Below are 24,865 nucleotides of genomic sequence, written 5' to 3'. Positions count from 1 at the left end.
ATGAGACCGGCCGGGGAGATCCTCCGGCCGCCGCGTTTCTCGAAAAGCCCGGCTTGCGCAACAAGCCGGGCTTTTCGTTTCGGCCTTGCTCAGAAGATGACGAAGTCGTTGTGGGTCAGGCTCAGGTTCTTGCCGATGAATGCGATTTGAACCGCCTCCGCCTTGCCGGTTCCGTCCGGATCGTAGAACAGGGCACCCGCCGCCTTGTAGTAGATGATCCGGTCGTCCTTGTCCTTCACGTGGTCGCCCACCACGAAAGCCTTGGACGAGAGAGTGCCTCTGGCGATCTTGGAAAAGATCGCATGCGACAGCCTGATCGTGTCGTCGGCGGGCTTGAAATCGGCGATGTAATCGATGTTCGAACCCGCCGGAGACGCGTTGAACACGAAGCTGTCCTTCCCGGCGCCGCCATACAGGGTATCCTTGCCGGTGCCGCCGTAAAAGACATCGTCGCCGACACCGCCCTCGAGCGTATCGTTGCCCGTGCCGCCGTAGAGTATGTCGGTGCCGTCACCTCCGACGAGGGAGTCGTTCCCGGCCCCGCCATAGAGGGTATCGTTGCCGGTATTGATCAATCCGGCATCGCGAGTCCCGTCGCCTCCGACAACGGTATCGTTGCCTGCTCCGCCGTCGAGGAGATCGTTGCCCTTGCGGCCGAAGACCTGGTCGTTGCCGCCCAGACCATAGACCCTGTCGTTGCCGAATTCGCCGATGACCTGCTCGCCGGCATTGGTTCCGTGTCGGACGACGGGGGCATCCTCGTATTCATTGACGATCGTGATCACCACGTCCCGCGTGGCGGTGCCCGTCATGGCGCCGTCGCTGAGATTCTTGAGGCCGTCGCTCACCGTCACATGGATCGTGTAGGTGGCGGTCGTGTGTCCGTTGCTCAGGGTTTCGAAATTGAGAAGATCCTTGTCCTTGACCCGGATGGTCTTGCCGTCCTCGTCCAGCTTGAAGAGGTCGTTCTCCTGCAGGGTGAAGGTCAGGGCGTCGCCGTCGGCATCGGTGGCCGAGAGAACCCCGACGAGGGCGCCGACGGCGCTGTTCTCCCGGATGCCGCTGCCCGAAAGGCCGACCGTTGTCGGAGCCGCCGAGTTGGTGAGAGCATAGGTCTCGTCGTCGGTCGCCGTATCGGGATTGCCGAGGAATTTCAGCAGGCGGATTCCTTTGAGGCTGTCCTCGCCGCCGGTTCCGCCTTCGAGCGTGTCCTTGACCGTATAGGACGTCTTCTCGGTCCCGGTCGTGACCGACACGAGGTAATTGTTCCTGGAGCCCGAGAAGACGGCCATGTCGTTGCCGTCGCCGCCCTCCAGGGTGTCGTTGCCGTCGCCGCCCCAGAGGGTGTCGTTGCCGGCATCCCCGATCAGCTTGTCGGCGCCTGCGCCGCCGACGAGGCTGTCATGGCCGAGACCGCCGTTGAGGCTGTCGTTGTCCGCGCCGCCGTCGAGCGTGTCGTTGCCGTCGCCGCCCTCGAGCGTATCGGCGCCGCCATGGCCGCTGAGACTGTCGTTGCCGCTCCAGCCCCAGAGCTTGTTCGCGCCGTCGCTGCCGTCGATGGTGTCCCAGTTGCTGCTGCCGTTGACGTTCTCGATGTCCTTCAGCGTGTCCCAGCCGGACCCGAAGGTGTTCTGGGACACACCGTTGAGCCCGAGATTCACCTTGACGGCGGCCGTTCCGAAATAATTCGCCGTATCCTCGCCCTCGCCGCCTTCGAGCGTGTCGTTGCCGGCGCCGCCGTCGAGGGTATCGTTGCCGGCGCCGCCCTGGAGCAGGTTGTCCGCGGCGTTGCCCTTGATCCAATCGCCGTTGGCGCCGCCGACGATGTTCTCGATATTCACCAGCGTATTGGAGTCGTAGCCTCCACCGATCACCTGCTGGCCCGTCTGCGACAGGTCCACGGTGATGCCGCCGGTCGCGGCCGAGTAGTCGACCGTGTCGCTGCCCGCGCCGCCGTCGTAGACGTCGTTGCCCTTGCCGCCGACGAAGACCTCGGAGCCGGCGCCACCGAAGGCCCGGTCGTTGCCGTCGCCCAGCACGATCCTGCCGATGATCGTTCCGCCGCTGCCGTCATAGACGTCGTCGCCGTCGCCCAAGTCGACCGCGATCCCCTCCGGCCCCGTGGAGCGGATGAGCCCGGCATTGACGACCCGGTCGCCGGCGGAGCCGCTCACGATGGCTTTTCCGGAAGTGATCAGCGTGCCCGTGTTCAGCACATCGAGCTTGCCGTTGCCGTCCATCCTGATGCCGGTGACGCCGGTCAGCGTGCCCTGATTGGTGACGATGCCCTCTCCGCCGGCCGAGAAATGGATCGCCGCGCCCGCGACGGAGGAAATGAATCCGCCGCCGTTGAAGATCCGGTTCGGTTTGGTCGCGGAGCCCTCGGCCGCAAAGGCGATGCCGTCGTTCTGGCCGAAGATCGTCACGCCGGGAATGAGCGTGATGTCCTGGATCCCGGTGGCGTTGATGGCATTCTTGCCCGCGGTGCGGTTGCTGATCGTCACGCCGACGAAGGCGGTCCCATCGAGCAGCGCCACGCTGCCGTCCGCTTCGCGGGTCGGGAGGTTGTCGGGATCGAAAAAGTAGTTCTCGGCCATGGGTCTCCTCCGGAGAGCAAAGGATCTGTGGCCGCAATCGATACGTTATTTCATACGAAACGGAAAGGTCCCGGATTGGACAAATTCGCCGCGCCCGGCCGGGAAACCGCGAACGCCTCAGGAAAACCGGTCGTTTGAGGCCGAAGCGGCCGCTCCTTTTCTCGAGACGTGCGTCAAGGAGACGAGCCCTGCGACCTTTTCTTCCGGCGCATCGAAAAGCCCGACAGGCCGGTCCGTCCCGCTCAGAGCGCCTCGCCCTTCAGCAGGCGCGGCGCGTCGTCACGCCTCAAGCCCGCGGCCTCACGGATGAAGAATCGCTTGAGGCCCGGCATGCGGTCGACCAGGCCGAGGCCGAGATCGCGGACCAGGCGCACCGGCAGCATGTCGTTCGAGAACAGCCGGTTCAGGCCGTCGGTCACGATGCCCATGGCGGTGATGTCCGCCCGCCGGGCGCGCTCGTACTGCATGAGCACGTCGGCGCCGCCCGGATCCATGCCGAGCCGCATGGAATCGGCGATGATCTCCGCCAGGACCGCTACGTCGTGGAGGCCGAGATTGAGGCCCTGGCCGGCGATCGGGTGGATGAGATGGGCCGCATCCCCGAGAAGCGCGAGGCGCTCGCCCACGAAGGAGCGGGCGACGCCGAAGGCCAGGGGATAGGCCTGCGGCTTCGTCTCGAAGGCGATTGCTCCGAGCTGCAGGCCGAACCGCTTCTCGAGTTCCGCCAGCAGGTCCTCCGGATGGGATTCGAGCAGGGCGGGCACGTTCTCGCTGCGCTCGCTCCAGACGATGGAGGAGCGGTGCTGCACGGATCCGTCGGCCCGGACCTCGTCCGCCAGGGGCAGGATCGCGAAGGGGCCCGCGGGCAGGAAATGCTCGACCGCCCTGCCCTCGTGGTCGCGCTCGTGGGAGATCGTGGCGACGATGCCGGACTGCCGGTAGGGCCAGAAGATCCAGCCGATGCCCGCCTGCTCCCGCAGGCGCGAGCGCGCCCCGTCGGCGGCGACCAGAAGGGCGGCCGGGAGCGTCTCGCCTCCCGTCAGGGCGATGTCGGTGTGCCCGCCCCGCACGGTAAAGCCCGTCACGCCTTCGGGCCTTAAGGACACGCCGCCGGACCGGCAGGCGTCGAGCAGGACCGCCGTCAGGTCGCCCGACGTCACCATATGGGCGAAGGGCTCGCCGTCGACCGCGCCTTCGAAGGTCAGGAAGGTGGGGCGCACCGGGTCCTGAAGGCTCGAATCCGTGATCACCATGTCGAGGATCGGCTGCGCCTTGGCGGAAACGGCCTCCCAGAGCCCCAGTGCCTCGAACATCCGGCGCGCGGCCGCGGCGATCGCGAAGGAGCGCCGGTCGCCGTGCGGATCGCGGGCGAGCGCGGGATCGCACATGACCACGTCGACTCCGTCGGCCAGCGCGCGCTTGAGGGCCAGCGCGAGGGAGAGCCCGGCCAACCCGCCGCCCGCGATGACGATGCGCGACCGTTCCGTGCCTGCTGCCATGGTGTTCTCCTGCCTCTCGAAATGGGGTCCGTGGGCGCACCGCCTCGCGATGCGCCGCGTTGACCCTATTAGTTTGGGTGTCAGCGATCCATCGGCCAGCGTCAAGCTTGACCTTCCCGCGGCCCTCGTCGATGGATGATGCTTTCCTGCAGAGGATGACCGATTCATGTCCGGCGCCGTGACAGACCTTCTCTCCATTCTCGATCTCGAACAGCTCGAGGTGAACCTGTTTCGCGGCCAGAGCCCGAAGAGCGGCTGGCAGCGGGTCTTCGGCGGGCAGGTGATCGGCCAGTCTCTGGTCGCCGCCACCCGCACGGTGGACGCTCGCCATCCCCATTCGCTCCATTGCTATTTCATGCTGCCGGGCGATCCCAAGGTTCCGATCATCTACGAGGTGGACCGGATCCGCGACGGCAAGAGCTTCACCACCCGCCGCGTCGTGGCCACCCAGCACGGACAGGCGATCTTCGCCATGTCGGCCTCGTTCCAGGTCGACGAGGGCGGGTTCGAGCATCAGGCCGAGATGCCGAAGGTGCCGGGTCCCGACGAGCTTCCGTCCGAGGAGGAGGTGAAGGGCGGCCTGCTGCTTCAGATGCCGGAGCCCATGCGCACCTATTACGAGCGCGAACGGCCCCTCGAGATCCGTCCCGTGGAGATCAACCGCTACACCTCCCGGGCTCCCGGCGAGCCGCGCTTCCATGTCTGGATCAAGACCACCGGCCGGCTGCCGGACGATCCCGCCATCCATCAATGCGTTCTCGCCTACGCGTCGGACATGACGCTCTTGGATACGTCGCTCATCCCCCATGGCCTGACCGTGTTCGATCCCATGGTCCAGGCGGCGAGCCTCGACCATGCCATGTGGTTCCACCGTCCCTTCCGGGCCGACGAGTGGCTGCTCTACGCGCAGGACACCCCCAACGCCTCGGGCGCGCGCGGCTTCTCCCGCGGCCTGATCTTCAAGCAGGACGGCACCCTCGTGGCCTCGGTCGCACAGGAAGGACTCATCCGCGACCGCAGCGCCTGACGGCTTCACGATCGAGCGCCCCTTTTCTCCTTCCCGGGAGGAGAGAAGCGCCGGCCGCGCGTTTCGGGACAGCCCCCGGAGCCGAGTGCCGCGAACCGGCTTGCTCAAGAATTCTTTTGCTCAAGAACTAACCTGCCCAAGAATTCATCAGCCAGGACGTTTTCTGCCCATTTCCGGCCTGCCCAGGAAAGAGGCAGTGCCATCACGCCCTGCCGCGCGGACTTGGCACGATTATTGCTTATCCCCCACCGAGACCTGCCTCGAGAGGCGGGTTCGTTCCGAAACCACGGCCCGAGCCTTTTCGGGCCAGCGTCTCAAAGGGGGCCTGACCCATGAAAATCGTGATGGCGGTCATCAAGCCGTTCAAGCTGGAGGAGGTGCGCGACGCGCTCACCACCCTCGGCGTGTACGGGCTGACGGTGACCGAAGTGAAGGGATACGGCCGGCAGAAGGGCCATACGGAAATCTATCGCGGCGCGGAATACGCCGTGAGCTTCCTGCCGAAGCTCAAGATCGAGGTGGCCGTGGCGTCGGAACTGGTCGACCCGGTGATCGATGCGATCTCGGCGGCCGCACGCACGGGCCAGATCGGCGACGGCAAGATCTTCGTCACGTCGCTCGAGAAGGCGGTCCGCATCCGCACGGGCGAGACCGATGCCGACGCCCTCTGATTCCCCTTTTCCAGCCATTTTCCGGAGTACCGATCCGATGAAGTTCCGTCATCTTCTCGTGCCTGCGCTCGGTGCGCTGGCTCTCGGCCTCGCCGCCGCCCAACCTGCCCTCGCGCAGGACGCGGCCGCCGCCGCTCCTACCGTCGACAAGGGCGACACCGCCTGGATGCTCGTGTCGACGATCCTGGTGATCCTCATGACGATCCCCGGCCTCGCGCTGTTCTACGGCGGCCTCGTGCGCACCAAGAACATGCTGTCCGTGCTGATGCAGGTCTTCGCGGTGTTCAGCCTCGTCGCCATCCTGTGGGTAACCTACGGCTATTCGCTCGCCTTCACGTCCGGCCCCGAAGGCGCGCTCGGCGCCGTCATCGGGGGCTTCTCCAAGGCGTTCCTGGGCGGCGTGAGCGGCGATTCCACCGCCGACACCTTCACCAAGGGCGTGGCGATTCCGGAATTCACCTTCATCGCCTTCCAGCTCACCTTCGCGGCGATCACCCCGTCCCTGATCGTCGGCGCCTTCGCCGAGCGCATCAGGTTTCCGGCCGTGATGCTGTTCACCGGTCTCTGGCTGACCTTCGTATACCTGCCGATCGCCCATATGGTGTGGTTCTCGGAAGGCTATCTGTTCGGCCTCGGCGCCCTCGACTTCGCGGGCGGCACGGTGGTGCACATCAATTCCGGCGTGGCCGGCCTCGTCGGCGCGCTCCTGGTCGGCAAGCGCATCGGCTACGGCCGCGACCTGATGGCGCCGCATTCGCTCACCCTCACGTTCGTGGGCGCGTGCCTTCTGTGGGTCGGCTGGTTCGGCTTCAATGCCGGCTCCAATCTCGAGGCGACGGGCGGCGCGGCCCTGGCGCTTCTCAACACCATCGTGGCGCCTGCCGCGGCGGGCTTGGCCTGGATGACCGTCGAGGCCATGGGCAAGGGCAAGGCCTCGCTGCTCGGCATCGCGTCGGGCGCGGTCGCGGGTCTCGTCGCCATCACGCCGGCCGCGGGCCTTGCCGGCCCCATGGGCTCCATCGTGCTCGGCCTCGTGGCCGGCGCGGTCTGCTACTTCGCCGTGACGGCCGTGAAGAATGCGCTCGGCTATGACGATGCGCTCGATGTCTTCGGTATCCACGGCGTGGGCGGCATCGTCGGGGCCATCGGCACCGGCATCGTCGCGGCGCCCTCGCTCGGCGGCACGGGCGCGGCCGATTTCAGCATCGGCGGCCAGGTCGTCACGCAGATCGTGGCGGTCGTCGTCACCCTGGTCTGGACCGGCATCGGCTCCGTGATCCTCTTCAAGGTCACCGACATGATCACCGGCCTGCGCGTGACGCAGGACGCCGAGCGCGAGGGCCTCGACCTCGCCGATCACGGCGAGCGCGCCTACAATTACTGAGCCGTAACCCGCATCGCCCGACGGCCATCCCGTTCGCCGGACGGTGCGTTAACGAAGCCTTCCAGAGGCTCGAAAGGGAAAAGCCCCGACCGCAAGGCCGGGGCTTTTCTCGTGGGATGGCGCAGGCGGGGACCCCTATCCGCGACGATCCGGGAAAGAGCGCAGCGGCAACCGCTCGCCCCGGGATGACGGCGGGGAGACGACAGGCGTCAGCCGTTCTTGACCAGCTGCCTCAGCTTGGCGCGGCGTACGTCCTGCGTTTCCTGGAAGTTCGAGGTTCCATAGAAATCGCCCTTGCTGTCCATGAGGAAGATCGTGGCCGTGTGGTCCATCGTGTAGCCGGAATCGGTGGGCACCTTGCGGTAATAGATCCGGTACTCCTTCGCGACGGCGGCGATCTCCTCGTCCGTTCCGGTCAGGCCGACGATGCGCGGATCGAAGGACGAGAGATAGGTCTTCATCAGCTCCGGCGTGTCCTGGGCGGGATCGACGGTGATGAAGGCGACGCGCAGCCTGTCCGCGTCGGGTCCGAGGGCCACCAGATCCTGGGTGAGATCGTAAAGGGTCGTCGGACACACCTCCGGGCAATGGGTGAAGCCGAAGAACACCACGAAGGGCTTGCCCTTCAGGTCCGCATCCGTGAACGGCTTGCCCTCATGCGAGGTCAGGCGGAACGGGCCGCCGATGGGCACGCGCCCGGCGCTCTGCTGCTGCGTTGGCTGGAAGATGAACAGGGCGGTGGCGAGAAGGACTCCGAGGCCGACGAGAAACACCGCCAGCGGGACGAGGATGGAGCGATTGAAAGCCATCGTCGCCTCCTCAATGCTTGTGTTCGCCGGCGCCCGGCGCTTCGCCGCCCATGCCGCGGACGGCGTATTCGACCTCCACCTTGCCGGCCTTCTCGAACGTGAGCGTGCCCTTCACGGTCTGGCCTTCCTTCAGGGGCTCCTTCAGGTCCATGAACATGAGGTGGTTCCCGCCGGGCTTCAGTTCGACCGTGGCGCCCGGCTTGATCTCGAGCCCGCCCTGGATCGGCTTCATGCGCATGACATCCCCGTCCATGCTCATCTCGTGCACCTCGACGCGCGAAGCGCCCGGGAAGGTGCCGCCGGTCAGGCGGTCGGCCTCCGGCCCGGCATTGGTGATCCGCACATAGCCGCCTCCGACCTTCGCGCCGCCCGGCGTCGCGCGCGACCAGGGCTGGTCGATGGTGAGCGCGCCGACCTTCTGGGCCACCGGCGAGGCATTCGCGGCCGCCACGATCTTCACGCCCGGCGCGGGCGCCGCGAGCCCGTGGGGATCCTCTCCGGCGGCGGGAACCTGCACCCATTCCTGCGTGCCCTTCTCGCATTCCTGCACCACGGGGAAATAGACGACCGCGCCCGGCTGATAGGCTTCGGTAAAGCGCGCCTGGAAGACGAACTCGTCATAGAAGGCGTCGTCGAGCGAGCCCGTCCAGACGATGTCGGTCACGCCTTCCGAGACGGTTTCGCCGTTGACCTGATAGGCGCGCACATAGGCGCCCTTGGCGATCTCCAGCTTCCAGCCTGCCTTCGGCATGGGTTTGACGGCCACGACGCCCTCGGGAATGCGCACGCGCACCTTCAGGGTCGGCTTGCCGTCGCAGCCATGGGGGATGCGCAGGACCGCCTTGTAGGTCGAATTGGGCGTGGCCTGGGCCGTCTCGAACGAGACATGGGCGAAGGCGGGCGTGGAAACGGCGAAGAGAGCGGCGGCGAGCGCACCGCGCGGGCGAAACGGCGACATGGGTCGGATTCCTGTTCCAGAGTTCGGGTGATCGGCGATAAGGACAATCAGCCGAGGAACGGCGGGGCGCGCGATCCGACCGGGAGGACGTTCGAGAAATGGCGGCCGGCCGGGGACGGGTCCGGGACGCGCCGCTCGGGCGTGACGGAGGACAGGCGCTCGACCGACACGAATTCGGGCGCGGGGCCCGCCGATCCCTTGCCGTGGCAGCTCAAGGTGCAGCACAACCCGTCATGGGCCTTGGCCGGGGCGTGGTCGGGCCGGGAGGGACTGCCCGTCAGGCAGAGCACGTCCTGCGGCCCTGCGAACTCTGCGGCACGGGCGGCGGCGCCGACGGAGGCGAGCAGGGTCTGCAGCACCAGGGCATAGGCCATCAGCGCCGTGAGAACGGCGCGCTTCCAGCCGACGATGGAGACCTTGCGCAACATGGCGGGACACTGGTCCGTCCGGCCCGATCCGTCAACAGCGCAAAAGGCCCGCGATCGCCGGCCCGGCGGAAAGCCGGCCCCTTCCCGGCGGGTCAGGGTTAATGGACCCTTAACCCGCACCCCATACAGTCCGGGCAAGACAGCCTCGATTGACATGGTTTCCAGAGTGGTTTGATGCGTACGGCACGCCGTTCCTCCTCGTCCGCCTATGACGGCCTCTTCAGCGGCCTGCGCACGTTCCTCGCCCGGCGGACGCAGGAGCTGACCGGCCTGTGCCTGATCGCGGTCGCAGGCGCGATCGCGGTGGCGCTCGCCACCTGGTCGGTGGACGATCCGAGCCTCAACAACGCCACGGACATTCCCGTGCACAACATGCTGGGCTGGCCCGGCGCCATCGTGGCCGACCTGCTGATGCAGCTCCTGGGGCTGGGGGCCATCGCGGCCCTCCTGCCCCTCGCGCTCTGGGGCTGGCGGCTCATGAAATCGGGCGAACTCGGCCGCCTGCAGCTGCGCTTCGCCCTCTGGGTGATCGGCACCGGCGCCGCGACGGCGCTCGCCAGCGCCATGCCGGCCACCGACCGCTGGCCCCTGCCGACGGGCCTCGGGGGCGTGGCCGGCGACGCGGTTCTCACCGGCGCCAAGGCCGTGACGGGCCTCTCCAGCGGCTCGGCCGGCGCCGTGCTGGGCTTCCTGTGCGCCGGAATCGCCATCCTGAGCCTCACCGCCGCCTGCGGCCTGAGCCCCACCGAGGAGCGCCCCTACGAGGAGCCGGAGGAGGACGACGCGCCCCGCCCGACGCGACGCCGCCAGATCGCCGATCCGGACGAGGCCGAGGATGCCGGTCACGACGAGCCCGGCTGGGGCATCGTGTCCCTGGGCGCGCTCGCTCACGGCCTCATGAGCCTTCGCGCGAGCGCGCAGCGCTGGCGCGAGGGACGCCATCCCCCCGAGGACGACGAGGAGCTCGAAACCATCCCGCAGCCGCGCCGAGCCGGCCGGACCGGCGGCATGCGCCGCGAGCCGGTGCTCGACGCTCCCCAGGCCCGTCCGGCCCGGACGGTCGCCGCGCCGACCTACGACGGCGATGAGGACGAAGCCTACGAGGACGAGCCCATGGCGCAGGCGGTGCCCCGCGCCGCCATGCGGCCCGAGCCCGTCTCGGCCCGGGTCGCGCCCGCGCCCGCCGCCCCGAAGCCCGGCAAGCGCATGGCGCGTGAAGCGCAGCCTTCGATGCTGGACGGCGACAAGTACCAGCTGCCGCAGTTGAACCTGCTCGCCGAGCCGAAGAAATCGGCCGTTCCCCTGATCTCCGCGGAGGCGCTGGAGCAGAATGCCAATCTGCTCGAGAGCACCCTGGAGGATTTCGGCGTGCGCGGCGCGATCACGAAGGTGAGCCCCGGTCCCGTCGTGACTCTCTACGAGCTCGAGCCCGCTCCCGGCACGAAGTCCTCGCGGGTGATCTCGCTCGCCGACGACATCGCCCGCTCCATGAGCGCGGTCTCGGCCCGCGTGGCCGTGGTCCAGGGCCGCAACGCGATCGGCATCGAGCTGCCCAACCACAAGCGCGAGACCGTGTATCTGCGCGAACTCCTCGCCTCCCAGGATTTCGAGACCACCAAGCAGAAGCTCGCCCTGTGCCTCGGCAAGACGATCGGGGGCGAACCGGTGATCGCCGATCTCGCCCGCATGCCGCACCTGCTGGTCGCCGGCACGACCGGCTCGGGCAAGTCGGTGGCGATCAACACCATGATCCTGTCCCTCGTCTACCGGCTCACCCCGGCCGAGTGCCGCCTGATCATGGTCGATCCGAAGATGCTCGAATTGTCCGTCTATGACGGCATCCCGCACCTGCTCACGCCCGTGGTGACCGACCCGAAGAAGGCCGTGGTGGCGCTCAAATGGGCGGTGCGCGAGATGGAGGACCGCTACCGCAAGATGTCGAAGCTCGGGGTGCGCAACATCGACGGCTTCAACGCGCGCGTGAGCGAGGCGAAAGCGCGCGGCGAGACCATCACCCGCACGGTACAGACCGGCTTCGACCGCGAGACCGGCGAGGCGATCTACGAGGACGAGGTGATGGATCTCGATCCCTTGCCCTACATCGTGGTGATCGTGGACGAGATGGCCGACCTGATGATGGTGGCCGGCAAGGACATCGAGGGCGCGATCCAGCGCCTCGCCCAGATGGCGCGCGCCGCCGGCATCCACGTGATCCTGGCGACGCAACGTCCCTCGGTCGACGTGATCACCGGCACGATCAAGGCCAACTTCCCGACCCGCATCTCGTTCCAGGTCACGTCCAAGATCGACAGCCGCACGATCTTAGGGGAAATGGGCGCCGAACAGCTGCTCGGCCAGGGCGACATGCTCTACATGGCCGGCGGCGGACGCATCACCCGCGTCCACGGCCCCTTCTGCTCCGACGAGGAGGTCGAGCATGTGGTGGCGCATCTGAAGCGTCAGGGCCGCCCGCAATATCTGGAGGCGGTCACCGCCGAGGACGACGAGGGAGCAGCCGGCGGCGATACGGCCGTCTTCGACCAGGGCGAGTTCGGATCGCCCGGCGGCGATCTCTACGATCAGGCGGTGGCGGTGGTCCTGCGCGACAAGAAGGCGTCGACGAGCTACATCCAGCGCCGGCTGCAGATCGGGTACAACCGCGCCGCCTCGCTCATGGAGCGCATGGAGCAGGAAGGCATCGTCGGACCCGCCAACCACGCCGGAAAACGCGAAATCCTGCTTGAAAGTCCCCACGGAGGAGACGATTAGCGCATCGTGCGAAACAGTGGTCCCGGTTTTTCGCCAGAACGACGCTCTCTTTCCGGGAAGGGAGCATCGGCCGGAACCTTAACCGCAGCCCCGCGTCATTTCTAAGTGCTTTGCCTCAGCGCTTTGCCTCGGCGCTTTGCCTCGGCGCTTTGGAAAAAGCGCGGCTGCGGTCATACTGGTTCCGAAAGGATGATTTCCATGCGCCCTGTCAGCATTGCCGGTCTGGCGACCGTGGTGTCCGCTCTCGCGGGCCCGCTGCCGGCCGCCGCTCAGGTGCTGCCCATGGACATGATCCTGCCGCCCAGGCATCCGGTCGCCGAGGGATTCGCGGCCTCGGCGCCATCGCTTCCGACCTCGTTCTTCCATCAGGCGTCGGCGGCCGATCCCGCGGATGCGGCCGAGCCGGCGCAGTCCGCCTCCCGCCCGGTCAATGCCGAGCAGGTTCTCGCGGCCACCGCCCCCCCGTCCCTGTCTCCACCCCTGCCCCCTGCCCGCCCGGCTTCGGCGGAAGCCCCTCACGCCTCCGAAGCGAAGCCGGTCGACGTCGCCCCCAAGCCCGTCGTCGTGGCGTCGATGGGGTCGGTCGGAGATGGCCAGCCTCTGCCGAACAGCGTGATCGTCGATCGGGCGAACGCCTATTTCACCAACCTCAACACGCTGGTCGCCGACTTCACGCAGGTGGGCGGGGACGGGCGGCGGACGGGCGGCACGCTCTATCTCCAGCGTCCCGGCAGGGTGCGCTTCGAATACGATCCTCCGGCGACCCTCCAGGTGATCGCCGACGGTCGCTCCGTGGCCGTGCGCGACCGCAACCTCGCCACGCAGGACCTCTATTCGATCTCGCAGACACCCCTGAAGTTCCTGCTGCGCGAGCAGGTCAATCTCGGCCGGGACATCAAGATCACCGGCATCTCGAGCGAACCCAACGCGGTCCGCATCAATCTGGAGGATTCCAGCACGCTGGGCGGCACGTCGCGGATCACCCTGTTCTTCGATCCCGAAGTGCAGAACCTCAATCAATGGCGCATCCTGGATGCGCAAGGGTTCCAGACGGTGGTGGTGCTCAACCAGGTCCAGAGGGGCCGGCGCATCGACCAGGACATGTTCCGGATCCAGTACGAGGAAATCCGGGGCGACAACAAATAGCCCCGTCCGGCAACCCGCGAGTTGCAGCCCGGGACTTGTAGCCCGGGACTTGCGTCAATTCCTTTGCCGCGACGGCCTTACACCCTTCCCTCAGGCGAAAATCTGTCGTAGCCCGGGACGGTCTATCGAGGGGCTGTTTTCCGTGAAACTCACCGTCTCCACCTGGAACATCAATTCCGTTCGCCTGCGCATCGACCAGGTCGCCCGCTTCCTGAAGGACCGGCGTCCCGACATCCTGTGCCTCCAGGAGACCAAGTGTCCCAACGACAAGCTGCCCCTCAAGGAGCTGCAATCCTTCGGCTATCCCTTCGTGGTCCATATGGGCCAGAAGGGCTATAACGGCGTCGCCATCCTGTCGCGCTATCCCTTTGCGGATACGAGCGTGATGGATATGTGCGACCGCCAGGACGCGCGCCACATCACCGTGACCTTGAGCCCGCAGGCGAAGGCCGCGTCCGGGGTCACGATCCATAATTTCTACGTGCCCGCGGGCGGCGACATTCCCGACCCCGAGCTCAACGAGAAATTCCGCCACAAGCTCGATTTTCTGAAAGAGATGCGCGCCTGGGGGGCGAAGGCGAAGCCCGCCTCCGGCCCCGCGATCCTGGTGGGCGATCTCAACATCGCGCCGCTCGAGCACGACGTGTGGAGCCACAAGCAGCTCCTCGACGTGGTGAGCCATACGCCGGTCGAGACGGCGGCCCTGGAGGAGCTGCGCCAGGAGGCCGGCTGGATCGACGCCATGCGGCATCTCCGCCCGGAGCCTGAAAAGATCTATTCCTGGTGGAGCTATCGCTCTCCCGACTGGGCCGCCGCCGACAAGGGCCGCAGGCTCGACCACATCTGGCTCTCGGACGGATTGAAGGATTCGCTGCGCTCCATCGACGTAACCCGCGACACCCGCGGCTGGGAGCGCCCCTCGGACCACGCGCCGGTGACGGTGGAGCTGGAGCTTTGAGTCCCTGAAGCGATTCGCAGCCACTCGAGACAGGAGACGCGCCATCCCGGCAAGCTAGACGCAAGCCAGCCGTCGTAGAGGCGAGGAGACTCAACTCGTCATGCCTCGGGGGCACGAATGGTTCTCAGACTGCGTTCGATCAAAAGCCGCGTCCTGCTTCTGGCGGGGGCGGGTTTCATAGGGGCCTGCACGATCCTGACCTTCGCGGGCACCCAGATCATGATGAGCGCGGGACGCAGCGAGGCCATCGACACGGCGAAGACGCTGCTCAACGAATACAAGGGGCTCGTGCAGGCGGAGATCGGCCGGGCCATCTCGGCCGCGACGATCACGCGATCGACCGCGGAAGCCATCGTCTACGACTACAAGGTGGAGCGCGGCGAGGTTGCGGAGATCCTCGCCAGAGCCGTGGAGGGCCAGCCCAGCCTCGTCGGCATGACGCTCGCCTTCGAGCCCGATGCCATGGACCGGCAGGACAAGATCTATCTGGCCGACACCTATTCGGACTCGAGCGGCCGGTTCGCGCCCTATTTCTACTGGTCCAAGTACGGGAAGGTCGAGGTCGAACCGATCGAGCTGACCAGGAAGCCGGAGGCGATCGCGAACTGGTACACCAAGCCGCTGCGCGACAACCGCGACCAGATCGTTCCCGCCTACAATTATCAGATCGACGGCGAGGAGATGCTGCTGTCGACCGTGAGCGCCGTCGTCCGCCGCGATACCGTGCCGGTCGGCATCGTCACGGCCGACATGCGTCTCGATTCGATCTCCAAACGGATCGGCGCGCTCAGGCCGTTCGATGAAGGAACCGTGAGCCTCATCGGCGCGGGAGGATTGTGGGTCGCGCACCAGAACGCCGGACTTCTCGGCAAGGCCGCCGACGACAAGTTCATTGCCGATCTGAAGGCCAAGGCCGAGGCCTCGCAGGACGGTTTCGCCGACGAGATGGTCCAGGACGCCGCCGGTGCGACCGTCTACCGCGCCGTCGTTCCGGTCACCTTCCCGGGCATCCAGGAACCCTGGCTCCTGGCCATCACGGTTCCGGCCGACGCGATGATCGCGCAAGCCATCGAGGCGCGCAATCTGATGCTGGCGGTGGCGGCCGGCCTTCTCGTCCTGGCCCTGATCGGCGCCTGGTGGGCGGCCCGTTCCCTGGCCACCCCGATCTCGCGCATGACGGCCACGATGAAGACCCTGGCCCAGGGCGACACGAGCGTTCAGGTCACCGATACCGACCGCGCCGACGAAATCGGCGCGATGGCCGGGGCCGTGCAGATCTTCAAGGAAGCCCTGATCGCCAAGCGCGAGGCCGACGAGGCCGCCGCCGTCGAGGCGGACGCGAAGATGCGCCGCGCGCAGATGCTCGACCAGCTCACCAGGCAGTTCGAGGCCAATGTCTCCGTTCTCACCGGCAACCTTTCCACCGCGGCGACCGAGATGGAAACGACCGCGCAGTCGATGACGTCCGTGGCCGATCAGACCACGAGCCAGTCGGTGAGCGTCGCCTCCGCGGCGGAGCAGACCTCGGCCAATGTGCAGACGGTCGCGGCCGCGACCGAGGAGCTGTCGATCTCGATCCGCGAGATCGCCGCTCAGGTCGGCCAGTCCTCGCGCATCGCCGAGCAGGCGGTGTCCGATGCCCGGCGCACCAACGAGACCGTGCAGGCGCTCGCGGCCTCGGCCGAGCGCATCGGCGACGTGGTGCAGCTCATCAACACCATCGCGTCGCAGACCAATCTCCTGGCGCTCAACGCCACCATCGAGGCGGCGCGTGCGGGCGAAGCCGGCAAGGGCTTCGCCGTCGTGGCCTCCGAGGTGAAGAACCTCGCGACGCAGACCTCGAAGGCGACCGAGGAGATCTCGACCCAGATCGGCGCGGTGCAGCAGGCGACCGCCGAAGCCGTGCAGGCGATCCACGACATCGCCCGCACGATCGGCGAGATGTCGCAGATCTCCGTGTCGATCTCGGCCGCCATGGAGGAGCAGGGCGCGGCGACGGCGGAAATCTCGCGCAACGTGCAGGAAGCCGCGCGCGGCACCGAGGCGGTGACCGGCAACATCAACGATGTCCGCCAGGGTGCGGGCGAAACGGGCCAGGCGGCCTCGCAGGTGCTGAGTTCGGCGCAGGCGCTGGCCCGCCACTCCGAGACGCTCACCCGCGAGGTCGGCTCGTTCCTGTCGGGCGTAAAGGCCGCGTAAGGACGCCAGGATGGCGGGATCGCGCATTCTCCGCGCCGTCATTCCGGGGCGCGCGCAGCGAGAGCCCTGGATCCATATCCGCTAAAGCGTCGGACGTGACATCGAACGCACGTCCGATACTGTCAGTCTCTGTTTTCGAGCGTCTTTTCGCGCAAAACCGGTTCCCACTTCCCGCGTCCGAGGCTCCAGACCCTCACTCGCCGTCGGGAGCCTTTGCGGGGTTCTCTTCGCCGTCGATGGCCATGAGCTTCCGGCGCACCTGCTCGAGACCCTCCGTCAGCCGGTCGAGCTCGGCCGCCATGGCGTCGTGCATGGCGGCGGCGGCGGCGGGAAATTCCTCCAGGACGCGGCGCATGAGGCTCGGGGTGACGCGGATCACCGTGGAGGCTTCCTGCGCCTTGGCGGTCGCGGGCCTGACGATGCGGGTGAAGAGAGCGGCCTGGCCGATCAGGGAGCCGGGCCCGGCCACGAAGGCCGTCGGCGAGCCGTCGTCGCTGGCGTCGAGCGCGATCGCTCCCCGGCTGACCACATAGCCCCCGTCCGAATGATCGCCCTTGCGAAAGAGCACGTCGCCCTCCCGGAGAGACCGGTTTTCCGACGCGAAGGCCACGAGACGCAGGGCGTCCCGCCCCAGCAGGTTGAACAGGGGAGCCTGGGAGAGAACCGCGATGTCGTCGTCGAGTGCCATGGATTGCTACGGGATCAGCTTGTAGCCGCCCGGCTCCGTCACGAGGATCCGGGCGTTGGACGGGTCCGCCTCGATCTTCTGGCGCAGGCGGTAGATATGCGTCTCCAGGGTATGCGTCGTCACGTTGGAATTGTAGCCCCAGACCTCGGTGAGGAGCGTATCGCGCCCCACCACCGCCTGACCGGCCCGGTAGAGATAGCGCAGGATCGCCGTTTCCTTTTCCGTCAGCTTGAGCTTCGAGCCCTTTTCGTTGGTGAGCAGCTTCGAGCCGGGGCGGAACGTATAGGGGCCGATCTGGAACACCGCGTCCTCGCTCGCCTCGTACTGGCGCAGCTGCGCGCGGATGCGGGCGAGCAGCACGGCGAACTTGAAGGGCTTCACCACGTAGTCGTTGGCGCCCGCCTCCAGGCCCATCACGGTGTCGCTGTCCGACCCCTGCGCCGTGAGCATGATGATGGGGCTGCGGAAGCCGTTCTGGCGCATGACCTTCACGGCCTCGCGCCCGTCCATGTCGGGCAGGCCCACATCCATGATGGCGAGATCGATCCGGTCGCCCTTGACCGCCTCGATGGCGGCCGTCGCCGTGTCCACGGTCGCCACCTGGAATTCCTCGTGGAGCCCCAGCTGCTCGGCCAGGGTGTCGCGCAGATCCTGATCGTCGTCCACGACGAGGAGGCGGCTGGCATTCGACATCTCAAACCCTTCAATTGGTGAACAGCAAAGCAATGGGGCGGAGTTCAGGAGGCAGAACCGGAACCTGCTCCTGACTTCGCTCATGATCGTCCAGTCAACCGGCCGGAACCTTGGGCCCGGTCGAGGCCGAACGTCTCGGCCAAGCTTCTCGCTTTCGGATCACGCTCGTTGCTTTAGAGTAGTCATTCCCAGCTTGACAACAAGGGGCAGTCCCTTCCCTTCCACGGCTATGAAGCGCACCAGTGTCGATGTCATCCGCGTTTGCCGCTCCCCGCTCGACCACCGGCGGGGATGGCTGAAGGCCGGCAATCTCACCCTGCCCTGCGCCCTCGGGCGCTCGGGAACGAGCCATGCGAAGCGGGAGGGCGACGGCGCCTCGCCGGTCGGGCGCTTTGACCTGCTGCAGGCCTTCTACCGGGCCGATCGCGGGCCGCGCCCCCGCACGGGCCTGATGCTGCGACCTATCCGCCCGAACGACGGCTGGTCGGACGATTCTCGAGACCGGCGCTACAACCGCCTCGTTCCGCTCCCCTGCCCGACGAGCCACGAGGCGATGTGGCGGGACGACCATCTCTACGACGTGGTGATCGACATCGCCTGGAACCGGGGCCCCGTCGTCCGGGGCCGCGGCAGCGCCATCTTCCTTCACCTCGCCCGCCCGGGCTTTCAACCGACGGAAGGATGCGTGGCGGTGGAGCCGCGCATGATCCGCCGCCTCCTGGAACGGATCGGGCCGAAGACCCGCATCGAGATCGTGGGATAGGGCATTTTTCGGCGACGTTGATCCGGTTCGCCGCCAAAACTGCGACAGCCCAAAGAGAAGAGCTGTTTCCTCAGCTCCAGCAGCGCATCAGCCCTCGTCCCTCAGCCGCTTCCGGGCCGTCTCGACATAGGTTTCGTCGGCTTCGAAGCCGATGAAGCGGCGTTTGAGGGCTTTGGCGGCCACCAGGGTCGTGCCGCTGCCGCAGAAGGGGTCGAGCACAGTCTGGCCCTCCTGCGTGGTGAGCTCGATCAGGGCCTGCATCAGGCGGACGGGCTTCTGCGTCGGGTGCAGGCCGCCTTCCTTCGGGGCGAAGCCCATGTCGAGCACGTTCTCGGGACCGGAGACGTATTGCATGAGCGCCTCCTGGTTGTAGGCCCCGACTCCGTGGATGAGCGCGTTGTCGGCCAGCGTCGCGCCGATCCGGTAGGGCTTGGTGAGCCACAGGACGGGCTCGAAGGTGGGGCGCAGGTTGCCGACGCGCCACCCGTCCCAGGTCCGTGCCGCCGCTGCGTCGCCGCGCCTTTCGTAGACCGCGCTCAGGCGCTGCGCCCGGTGGGGCGCGCGGGCCCGCATCCAGGCGAGCATATCCTTGTAGGAAAAGCCCGAATCCTCCATCGCGGCGACGCAGCGATGGGCGAGGCGGCGGCCGGCGAAGACGAGCGCCGAGCCTCCGGGCTTCAGGACGCGCAGCCATTCCGGCGCCCATGTGAGGCACCAATCGTAGTATTCGCGCGGAATGGCGCGGTCCGCCTCCGACCAGCCGTTGATGGGCTTGCCGCGCTTCTTGAACACCGCGCCCGCCTTCGCCTGCGCGGGGCTGGCCCCGAGATAGGCCGAATTGGTGTTGGTGTGCAGCACGTCCCAATCCTCCGCCCCGATGCCGTAGGGGATGTCGCTGAGGATCAGGTGCACGCTCGCCGAGGGGAGGGACCTGACGAGCGCGACCGAGTCTCCGGCGAGCACACCGTCGGGCGGCAATGCGCCTTCCCCGGCCGCCTCGGCCGGAACGATGCGCTGGCGGTTGGCTGTTTCGTGCGTCACGTCAAACCACGTCGGATCCGATGAAAGCCTACGCAGGCGGGAGCGGGGCCGATAGGCCGGAACGGCGCGCGCCCTCCCGGCTCCACATCATTTCGCGCCTGGATTTCACGCCTGGATTTCACGCCTGGGGCTTCGGGCGGGCTCCGAAGATCGCGCTGCCGATCCGCACATGGGTGGCGCCGAGCTGGATCGCCTCGTCGAAATCGGCGCTCATGCCCATGGAGAGCACCGTCAGGCCGTGCCGTTTGGCGATGGTGTTGAGGAGCGCGAAATGGGGGGACGGAGGGTCCTCGGCCGGGGGAATGCACATGAGGCCTTCGATTTCGAGGCCGTATGTCGTGCGGCAGGCCTCCAGGAAGGCGTCGACCTCGGTCGGGATCACCCCGCCCTTCTGCGGCTCCTCGCCCGTATTGACCTGAACCAGCAGGCGCGGCCTTCTGCCCTGCCTGGCGATCTCCTTGGCGATCTCCTTGGCGAGCGAGGGCCGGTCGAGGGTGTGGATCACGTCGAAGAGCTCCACCGCTTCCTTCGCCTTGTTGGACTGGAGCGGCCCGATCATGTGAAGCTCCACATCCGGGTAGCGCTGCCGCAGCGCGGGCCACTTGGCCTTGGCCTCCTGGACGTAGTTCTCGCCGAAAACGCGCTGGCCCGCGGCCAGAACCGGCTCGATGGCCTCGGACGGAAAGGTCTTGGACACGGCCACCAGGGTGATGTCCGAGGGATCGCGCTCGTAATCCGAGGCGGCGCGGCGAATGGCCTCCCGCACCTCTCTCAGGCCTTCGACCGCATTGTTCTCGCTCATGGGACCCTCTCAAAGCCGACTTCCTTCGCGCGAGACCGTTGACCGCGCGGGAGAGCTGTGTCCTAGTCCGCCGCAACGTGGCGGCGCAAGCCGCTTGAATCTCCAAACCACGGATGACTTAGGAAAAATGAGGCCCGAGCGCTACAACGCCAAGGAAGCCGAGCTGAAATGGCGGAAGGTCTGGAACGACCGCGACCTGTTCAAGACCGACAACGACGACCCGCGTCCGAAATACTACGTGCTTGAGATGTTCCCCTACCCGTCCGGGCGCATCCATATGGGTCACGTGCGCAACTACACGATGGGCGACGTGGTGGCGCGCTACAAGCGGGCCAGGGGCTTCAACGTGCTCCATCCGATGGGCTGGGACGCCTTCGGCATGCCGGCCGAGAACGCCGCCATGCAGAACAAGGTCCACCCCAAGGAATGGACCTACGCCAACATCGCCACCATGCGCTCCCAGCTGCAATCCATGGGCCTGTCGCTCGATTGGAGCCGCGAGATCGCCACCTGCGATCCGAGCTACTACAAGCATCAGCAGGGCATGTTCCTCGATTTCCTCGAAGCGGGGCTCGTCGACCGCAAGACCGCCAAGGTGAACTGGGACCCGGTGGACCATACGGTGCTCGCCAACGAGCAGGTGATCGACGGGCGCGGCTGGCGCTCCGGCGCCCTCGTGGAGCAGCGCGAGCTGACCCAGTGGTTCCTGAAGATCACGGATTTCGCGCAGGATCTCGACGACAGGCTCGCCACCCTCGACCGCTGGCCGGACAAGGTGCGCCTGATGCAGCATAACTGGATCGGCCGCTCGGAAGGCCTGCTGGTGCGCTTCGCCCTGAAGCCGGAGACCACTCCGAACGGCGAGACCGAGCTCGAGATCTACACCACCCGGCCCGACACCCTCTTCGGCGCCAAGTTCATGGCGGTCGCCCCCGACCACCCGCTGGCGCGAGCCGCCGCCGCGACGAATCCGGAACTCGCCGCGTTCATCGAGGAGGCCAAGCGCATCGGCACCGCGCAGGAGGCCATCGAGAAGGCCGAGAAGCTCGGTTTCGACACGGGGGCGCGCGCGGTGCATCCGTTCGATCCGAACTGGACGCTGCCGGTCTACGTCGCCAACTTCATCCTGATGGATTACGGCACCGGCGCGATCTTCGGCTGCCCGGCGCACGATCAGCGCGACCTGGATTTCGTCAACAAGTACGGCCTGGGCAACACGCCCGTCGTCTGCCCGCCGGACCAGGATCCCGCGACCTTCGTCGTCACCGACACGGCCTACGACGGGGAAGGCCGGATGATCAATTCCCGCTTCCTCGACGGCCTGACCATCGCGCAGGCCAAGGAAGAGGTCGCCGGGCGCCTCGAGTCGGAGAGCCGCGACAACCGTCCGGTGGCCGAGCGCAAGGTGAATTTCCGCCTGCGCGACTGGGGCATCTCGCGCCAGCGCTACTGGGGCTGCCCGATCCCGATCATCCATTGCGACGCGTGCGGCGTGGTTCCCGTGCCGAAGGACCAGCTGCCCGTGGTGCTGCCCGACGACGTGTCCTTCGACGTGCCGGGCAATCCGCTCGACCGTCACCCGACCTGGAAGCACGTGGATTGCCCGACATGCGGCAAGGCGGCCCGCCGTGAGACGGACACCATGGACACCTTCGTGGATTCGTCCTGGTATTTCGCCCGCTTCACGGACCCGACCCTCGAGAACGAGCCGACGGACCGGGCCACGGTCGATTCCTGGCTGCCGGTCGATCAATATATCGGCGGCATCGAGCACGCGATCCTGCACCTGCTCTATTCGCGCTTCTTCACCCGCGCGATGAAGAAGACGGGACACACGGGCCTCGACGAGCCCTTCGCGGGCCTGTTCACGCAGGGCATGGTGGTGCACGAGACCTACAAGGATGCGGGCGGCGCCTGGGTGCTGCCGAGCGACGTGCGCTTCGAGACGCAGGACAATGCGCGCAGGGCCTTCCATGTGGAAACCGGAGCGCCCATCGAGATCGGCTCCATCGAGAAGATGTCGAAGTCGAAGAAGAACACGGTCGATCCGGACGAGATCATCGCATCCTACGGCGCCGATACCGCCCGCTGGTTCATGCTCTCCGACTCGCCCCCCGAACGCGACGTGATCTGGACCGAGGAGGGCGTGCAGGGCGCGGGCCGCTTCGTGCAGCGCGTCTGGCGCCTCGTGGGCGAGATCGCCGACCGCATGGAAGGCGGCGACGGCGCGGCCTCGCAGGGCCCGATCGGCCTGAGCGTGCGCAAGGCCGCCCACAAGGTGCTTGCCGCCGTCGAGGACGACGTGGAGCGCCTGCGCTTCAACCGCTGCGTCGCGCATCTCTACGAACTCGCCAACAGCCTGCAGGATCTGGCGAACCAGGCGAAGACGTCCGACGAGGCCGGGCTTTCCACGGCTTTCGCGGAATCCGGCCGCATCTTCGTGCAGCTGCTCGCTCCGATGATGCCGCACCTCGCCGAGGAATGCTGGGCATCCCTTGGCCAGCCGGGGCTCGTGACCGACACTCCCTGGCCGGCGCTCGACCGCTCGCTCCTGGTCGAGGACACGATCACGCTGCCCGTTCAGGTCAACGGCAAGAAGCGTGCCGACGTGACCGTGGCGCGGGACGCGGATCAGGCTGCGGTCGAGGCGGCTGTGCTCTCGCTTGAGGCCGTGCAAAAGGCTATGGAAGGAAAGCCTGCCCGCAAGATCATCGTCGTTCCGCAAAGGATCGTGAATGTCGTCGCTTAACTTCAAGAGCCTGGCCCGCCTCGCCGTCGTGGCGGGCCTTATGGTCGGCCTGTCCGCCTGCTTCAAGCCGCTCTACGGTCCGACGGCCTCGGGCGAACCGCTCGAGGCGGTTCTGGCCGCCATCGACGTTCCCGAGGTCACCTGGCCGGACCGGCAGGCGGTGATCGGCCATTATCTGCGCAGCGACCTGATCTATGCCCTGAACGGCTCCGGCTCCGATACGCCGAAGCGCTATGTGCTGAAGCTCGCCCTCACCGAGTCGCTTTCGACGCCCGTCGTGGACACGGAAACCGGGCGCGCGAGCTCGGCCATCCTGGGTGGCTCGCTCTCCTATACGCTGACGAATCTCGAGGGCACGAAGATCTTGACTCAAGGGACGGCCACCTCCACGACGACCTATGACCGTTATCAGCAGCGTTTCGCCACCGTGCGCGCCGGCCGCGATGCGGAAATCAGGCTCGCCAGGGTTCTGGCCGAGCAGGTGAAGACCCGGCTGGCTGCGACGCTCTCCGCCGGCAGCTGACCCGATGGTCGCCGTCAAGGCCGCCGACGTGGACGGGGTGCTGCGTCGCCCCGATCCGCGCATCGGCGTCTATCTGTTCTATGGTCCCGACATGGGCCTTATCAACGAGCGGGCCCGCGCCGTGGCGGAACGCTCCGTGGACGATCCCTCCGATCCCTTTCAGCTCATCCGGATCGATGGAGACGACATCGCCTCCGACCCGGCCCGCCTGGCGGACGAGGCCGGCACCATGGGTCTGTTCGGAGCCAAGCGGGCGATCTGGGTGAAATCCACGTCGCGCAACATCGCGCCCGCGGTCGATATCGCCCTCAAGGGCAGCCTGCAGGATACGGTGATCATCCTGGAAGGCGGCGATCTGCAGAAATCCTCGCCTCTGCGCACCCTCTGCGAGCGTTCGCAGAAGGCTCTCGCCCTGCCCTGCTATGCCGATACCGGCCGCGATCTCGGGGCCGTCGTGGACGAGACCTTGAAAAACAACGGTTCTTCGATCGGCCGCGAGGCGCGCACGGCGCTGGTCGCAAGCCTCGGCGGCGATCGTCTGGCGACCCGGGGCGAACTCTCGAAGCTCATGCTCTACGCGCATGGGAAGCGCGAGATCACCCTTGAGGACGTCGATGCGATCATGAGCGACGTCTCCAGCCTTGCCATGGATGCAGTGGTCGATGCGGCATTCGGCGGAGAAGGCACGAGCCTTGAAATCGGCTCACGGCGCCTGGCTGCCGAAGGCGTTCACGCTTCCGTGGTGCTGGGAGCCGCGCTCCGCCATGCCCTGATGCTGCTCACCGCCCGCCTCTCGGTCGAGGACGGACGTCCGATCCCCGCCGTGATGGAGACCCTGCGCAGCCTGCATTTTCGCCGAAAGCCCCTGGTCGAACGCCATCTTCAGCGCTGGACGAGCGAAAGCCTGAAGGCCGCGATCACCATCCTCCAGGCAAGCCTGCTCGACACACGCCGCCTGTCGAATCTCGACGACACGATTGCGGCCAAGGCCCTGCTCGATCTCGCCCGCATGGCGCGGCGTTAGAGCGTCGGACGTGAATAGTGGAATCCACTATTCACGTCCGAGGCTCCATGAATGCCGGGTTCAGCCTGCCCGGCGACCCGGGGATGTTTTTCCCACCCTCACCTCTGCGCTCGCTCAGAACGAGGACCTATCGAAAG

General features: G+C 66.9%; 20 protein-coding genes. 11 read left to right on the top strand and 9 right to left on the bottom strand.

What is annotated here, in order from left to right; translation table 11 throughout:
- Positions 1-89: 89 nt before the first annotated feature.
- Both RE429_RS01300 and RE429_RS01295 read right to left on the bottom strand, forming a co-directional pair.
- On the bottom strand, positions 90-2,597 hold the full coding sequence (locus RE429_RS01300) for a calcium-binding protein (RefSeq protein WP_414472602.1): 2,508 nt from the start codon (positions 2,595-2,597) through the stop codon (positions 90-92).
- A gap of 242 nt (positions 2,598-2,839) precedes the next feature.
- The gene (locus RE429_RS01295) at positions 2,840-4,096 is read right to left on the bottom strand and encodes a ubiquinone biosynthesis hydroxylase (protein ID WP_414472601.1); all 1,257 of its coding nucleotides are present in this window, start codon (positions 4,094-4,096) and stop codon (positions 2,840-2,842) included.
- A 166-nt stretch (positions 4,097-4,262) separates the two neighbouring features.
- Between RE429_RS01295 and tesB the strand changes: the two genes are divergently transcribed.
- From tesB to RE429_RS01280, 3 genes are all read left to right on the top strand, one after another.
- Positions 4,263-5,123: an acyl-CoA thioesterase II gene (tesB, locus tag RE429_RS01290; RefSeq protein WP_414472600.1), complete on the top strand. Its 861-nt coding sequence runs from the start codon at positions 4,263-4,265 to the stop codon at positions 5,121-5,123.
- A 332-nt stretch (positions 5,124-5,455) separates the two neighbouring features.
- Positions 5,456-5,794 (top strand): P-II family nitrogen regulator, encoded by a 339-nt coding sequence (locus RE429_RS01285; RefSeq protein WP_414472599.1) that lies wholly within the window; start codon positions 5,456-5,458, stop codon positions 5,792-5,794.
- Positions 5,795-5,831: 37 nt separating this feature from the next.
- The gene (locus RE429_RS01280) at positions 5,832-7,178 is read left to right on the top strand and encodes an ammonium transporter (RefSeq protein ID WP_414472598.1); all 1,347 of its coding nucleotides are present in this window, start codon (positions 5,832-5,834) and stop codon (positions 7,176-7,178) included.
- 209 nt (positions 7,179-7,387) lie between these two features.
- Here the strand turns inward: RE429_RS01280 and RE429_RS01275 are convergent, their stop codons facing one another.
- Genes RE429_RS01275 through RE429_RS01265 form a run of 3 tightly spaced genes read right to left on the bottom strand, consistent with a single transcriptional unit; the run spans position 7,388 to position 9,373 of the window.
- Entirely contained in the window at positions 7,388-7,987 is a 600-nt protein-coding gene (locus tag RE429_RS01275; RefSeq protein WP_414472597.1) for an SCO family protein, read from the bottom strand.
- Between the two features lie 10 nt (positions 7,988-7,997).
- On the bottom strand, positions 7,998-8,945 hold the full coding sequence (locus RE429_RS01270) for a DUF1775 domain-containing protein (protein ID WP_414472596.1): 948 nt from the start codon (positions 8,943-8,945) through the stop codon (positions 7,998-8,000).
- A gap of 47 nt (positions 8,946-8,992) precedes the next feature.
- Complete coding sequence (locus tag RE429_RS01265; RefSeq protein WP_414472595.1) at positions 8,993-9,373, bottom strand: hypothetical protein; 381 nt, start codon at positions 9,371-9,373, stop codon at positions 8,993-8,995.
- A gap of 174 nt (positions 9,374-9,547) precedes the next feature.
- On the opposite strand from RE429_RS01265, the gene RE429_RS01260 reads away from it, so the two are divergent.
- The 4 genes from RE429_RS01260 (at position 9,548) to RE429_RS01245 (ending at position 16,445) form a co-directional block, all read left to right on the top strand.
- Positions 9,548-12,142 carry a DNA translocase FtsK 4TM domain-containing protein gene (locus RE429_RS01260; RefSeq protein WP_414472594.1) on the top strand — a complete coding sequence of 865 codons (2,595 nt, stop codon included), beginning with the start codon at positions 9,548-9,550 and terminating at the stop codon, positions 12,140-12,142.
- Positions 12,143-12,340: 198 nt separating this feature from the next.
- Positions 12,341-13,288 (top strand): outer-membrane lipoprotein carrier protein LolA, encoded by a 948-nt coding sequence (locus tag RE429_RS01255; protein ID WP_414472593.1) that lies wholly within the window; start codon positions 12,341-12,343, stop codon positions 13,286-13,288.
- Positions 13,289-13,430: 142 nt separating this feature from the next.
- Positions 13,431-14,246 (top strand): exodeoxyribonuclease III, encoded by an 816-nt coding sequence (gene xth / locus RE429_RS01250; protein ID WP_414472592.1) that lies wholly within the window; start codon positions 13,431-13,433, stop codon positions 14,244-14,246.
- A gap of 117 nt (positions 14,247-14,363) precedes the next feature.
- Positions 14,364-16,445 (top strand): methyl-accepting chemotaxis protein, encoded by a 2,082-nt coding sequence (locus RE429_RS01245; RefSeq protein ID WP_414472591.1) that lies wholly within the window; start codon positions 14,364-14,366, stop codon positions 16,443-16,445.
- Positions 16,446-16,638: 193 nt separating this feature from the next.
- On the opposite strand, the gene RE429_RS01240 is transcribed toward RE429_RS01245, so the two are convergent.
- A complete protein-coding gene (locus RE429_RS01240; protein ID WP_414472590.1) occupies positions 16,639-17,133 on the bottom strand; it encodes a cyclic nucleotide-binding domain-containing protein in 495 nt (164 codons plus the stop codon).
- 6 nt (positions 17,134-17,139) lie between these two features.
- Entirely contained in the window at positions 17,140-17,826 is a 687-nt protein-coding gene (locus tag RE429_RS01235) for a response regulator transcription factor (RefSeq protein WP_414472589.1), read from the bottom strand.
- A gap of 229 nt (positions 17,827-18,055) precedes the next feature.
- On the opposite strand from RE429_RS01235, the gene RE429_RS01230 reads away from it, so the two are divergent.
- Positions 18,056-18,589, top strand: a complete 534-nt coding sequence (locus RE429_RS01230) for a L,D-transpeptidase family protein (protein WP_414472588.1) — start codon at positions 18,056-18,058, stop codon at positions 18,587-18,589.
- A gap of 87 nt (positions 18,590-18,676) precedes the next feature.
- On the opposite strand, the gene RE429_RS01225 is transcribed toward RE429_RS01230, so the two are convergent.
- A complete protein-coding gene (locus RE429_RS01225; RefSeq protein ID WP_414472587.1) occupies positions 18,677-19,630 on the bottom strand; it encodes a DNA-methyltransferase in 954 nt (317 codons plus the stop codon).
- A gap of 118 nt (positions 19,631-19,748) precedes the next feature.
- Positions 19,749-20,432: a YggS family pyridoxal phosphate-dependent enzyme gene (locus tag RE429_RS01220; RefSeq protein WP_414472586.1), complete on the bottom strand. Its 684-nt coding sequence runs from the start codon at positions 20,430-20,432 to the stop codon at positions 19,749-19,751.
- A gap of 127 nt (positions 20,433-20,559) precedes the next feature.
- Here RE429_RS01220 and leuS point away from each other — a divergent pair, with 127 nt between their 5' ends.
- Genes leuS through holA form a run of 3 tightly spaced genes read left to right on the top strand, consistent with a single transcriptional unit; the run spans position 20,560 to position 24,728 of the window.
- Entirely contained in the window at positions 20,560-23,181 is a 2,622-nt protein-coding gene (leuS, locus tag RE429_RS01215; protein ID WP_414472585.1) for a leucine--tRNA ligase, read from the top strand.
- Positions 23,168-23,704 carry an LPS assembly lipoprotein LptE gene (gene lptE, locus RE429_RS01210; protein WP_414472584.1) on the top strand — a complete coding sequence of 179 codons (537 nt, stop codon included), beginning with the start codon at positions 23,168-23,170 and terminating at the stop codon, positions 23,702-23,704. Before leuS ends, lptE begins: the two co-directional genes overlap by 14 nt.
- A gap of 4 nt (positions 23,705-23,708) precedes the next feature.
- Entirely contained in the window at positions 23,709-24,728 is a 1,020-nt protein-coding gene (gene holA / locus RE429_RS01205) for a DNA polymerase III subunit delta (protein ID WP_414472583.1), read from the top strand.
- The last annotated feature ends 137 nt before the right edge of the window (positions 24,729-24,865 follow it).

The sequence above is a fragment of the Microvirga sp. M2 genome (genome assembly GCF_047497095.1).
In the GTDB taxonomy this organism is placed as follows: domain Bacteria; phylum Pseudomonadota; class Alphaproteobacteria; order Rhizobiales; family Beijerinckiaceae; genus Microvirga.
The sequence above is the reverse complement of the archived record's forward strand: the minus strand, read 5'-3'. Positions and strand labels throughout refer to the sequence as shown.

Coding starts and splice junctions, on each gene's coding strand:
- RE429_RS01245 (WP_414472591.1), top strand. CDS start 14,364: ATGGTTCTCAGACTGCGTTCGATCAAAAGCCGCGTCCTGCTTCTGGCG.
- RE429_RS01255 (WP_414472593.1), top strand. CDS start 12,341: ATGCGCCCTGTCAGCATTGCCGGTCTGGCGACCGTGGTGTCCGCTCTC.
- holA (WP_414472583.1), top strand. CDS start 23,709: ATGGTCGCCGTCAAGGCCGCCGACGTGGACGGGGTGCTGCGTCGCCCC.
- lptE (WP_414472584.1), top strand. CDS start 23,168: ATGTCGTCGCTTAACTTCAAGAGCCTGGCCCGCCTCGCCGTCGTGGCG.
- RE429_RS01220 (WP_414472586.1), bottom strand. CDS start 20,432: ATGAGCGAGAACAATGCGGTCGAAGGCCTGAGAGAGGTGCGGGAGGCC.
- RE429_RS01295 (WP_414472601.1), bottom strand. CDS start 4,096: ATGGCAGCAGGCACGGAACGGTCGCGCATCGTCATCGCGGGCGGCGGG.
- RE429_RS01265 (WP_414472595.1), bottom strand. CDS start 9,373: ATGTTGCGCAAGGTCTCCATCGTCGGCTGGAAGCGCGCCGTTCTCACG.
- RE429_RS01285 (WP_414472599.1), top strand. CDS start 5,456: ATGAAAATCGTGATGGCGGTCATCAAGCCGTTCAAGCTGGAGGAGGTG.
- RE429_RS01270 (WP_414472596.1), bottom strand. CDS start 8,945: ATGTCGCCGTTTCGCCCGCGCGGTGCGCTCGCCGCCGCTCTCTTCGCC.
- RE429_RS01275 (WP_414472597.1), bottom strand. CDS start 7,987: ATGGCTTTCAATCGCTCCATCCTCGTCCCGCTGGCGGTGTTTCTCGTC.
- tesB (WP_414472600.1), top strand. CDS start 4,263: ATGTCCGGCGCCGTGACAGACCTTCTCTCCATTCTCGATCTCGAACAG.
- RE429_RS01260 (WP_414472594.1), top strand. CDS start 9,548: ATGCGTACGGCACGCCGTTCCTCCTCGTCCGCCTATGACGGCCTCTTC.
- RE429_RS01240 (WP_414472590.1), bottom strand. CDS start 17,133: ATGGCACTCGACGACGACATCGCGGTTCTCTCCCAGGCTCCCCTGTTC.
- RE429_RS01280 (WP_414472598.1), top strand. CDS start 5,832: ATGAAGTTCCGTCATCTTCTCGTGCCTGCGCTCGGTGCGCTGGCTCTC.
- RE429_RS01235 (WP_414472589.1), bottom strand. CDS start 17,826: ATGTCGAATGCCAGCCGCCTCCTCGTCGTGGACGACGATCAGGATCTG.
- leuS (WP_414472585.1), top strand. CDS start 20,560: ATGAGGCCCGAGCGCTACAACGCCAAGGAAGCCGAGCTGAAATGGCGG.
- RE429_RS01300 (WP_414472602.1), bottom strand. CDS start 2,597: ATGGCCGAGAACTACTTTTTCGATCCCGACAACCTCCCGACCCGCGAA.
- RE429_RS01230 (WP_414472588.1), top strand. CDS start 18,056: ATGAAGCGCACCAGTGTCGATGTCATCCGCGTTTGCCGCTCCCCGCTC.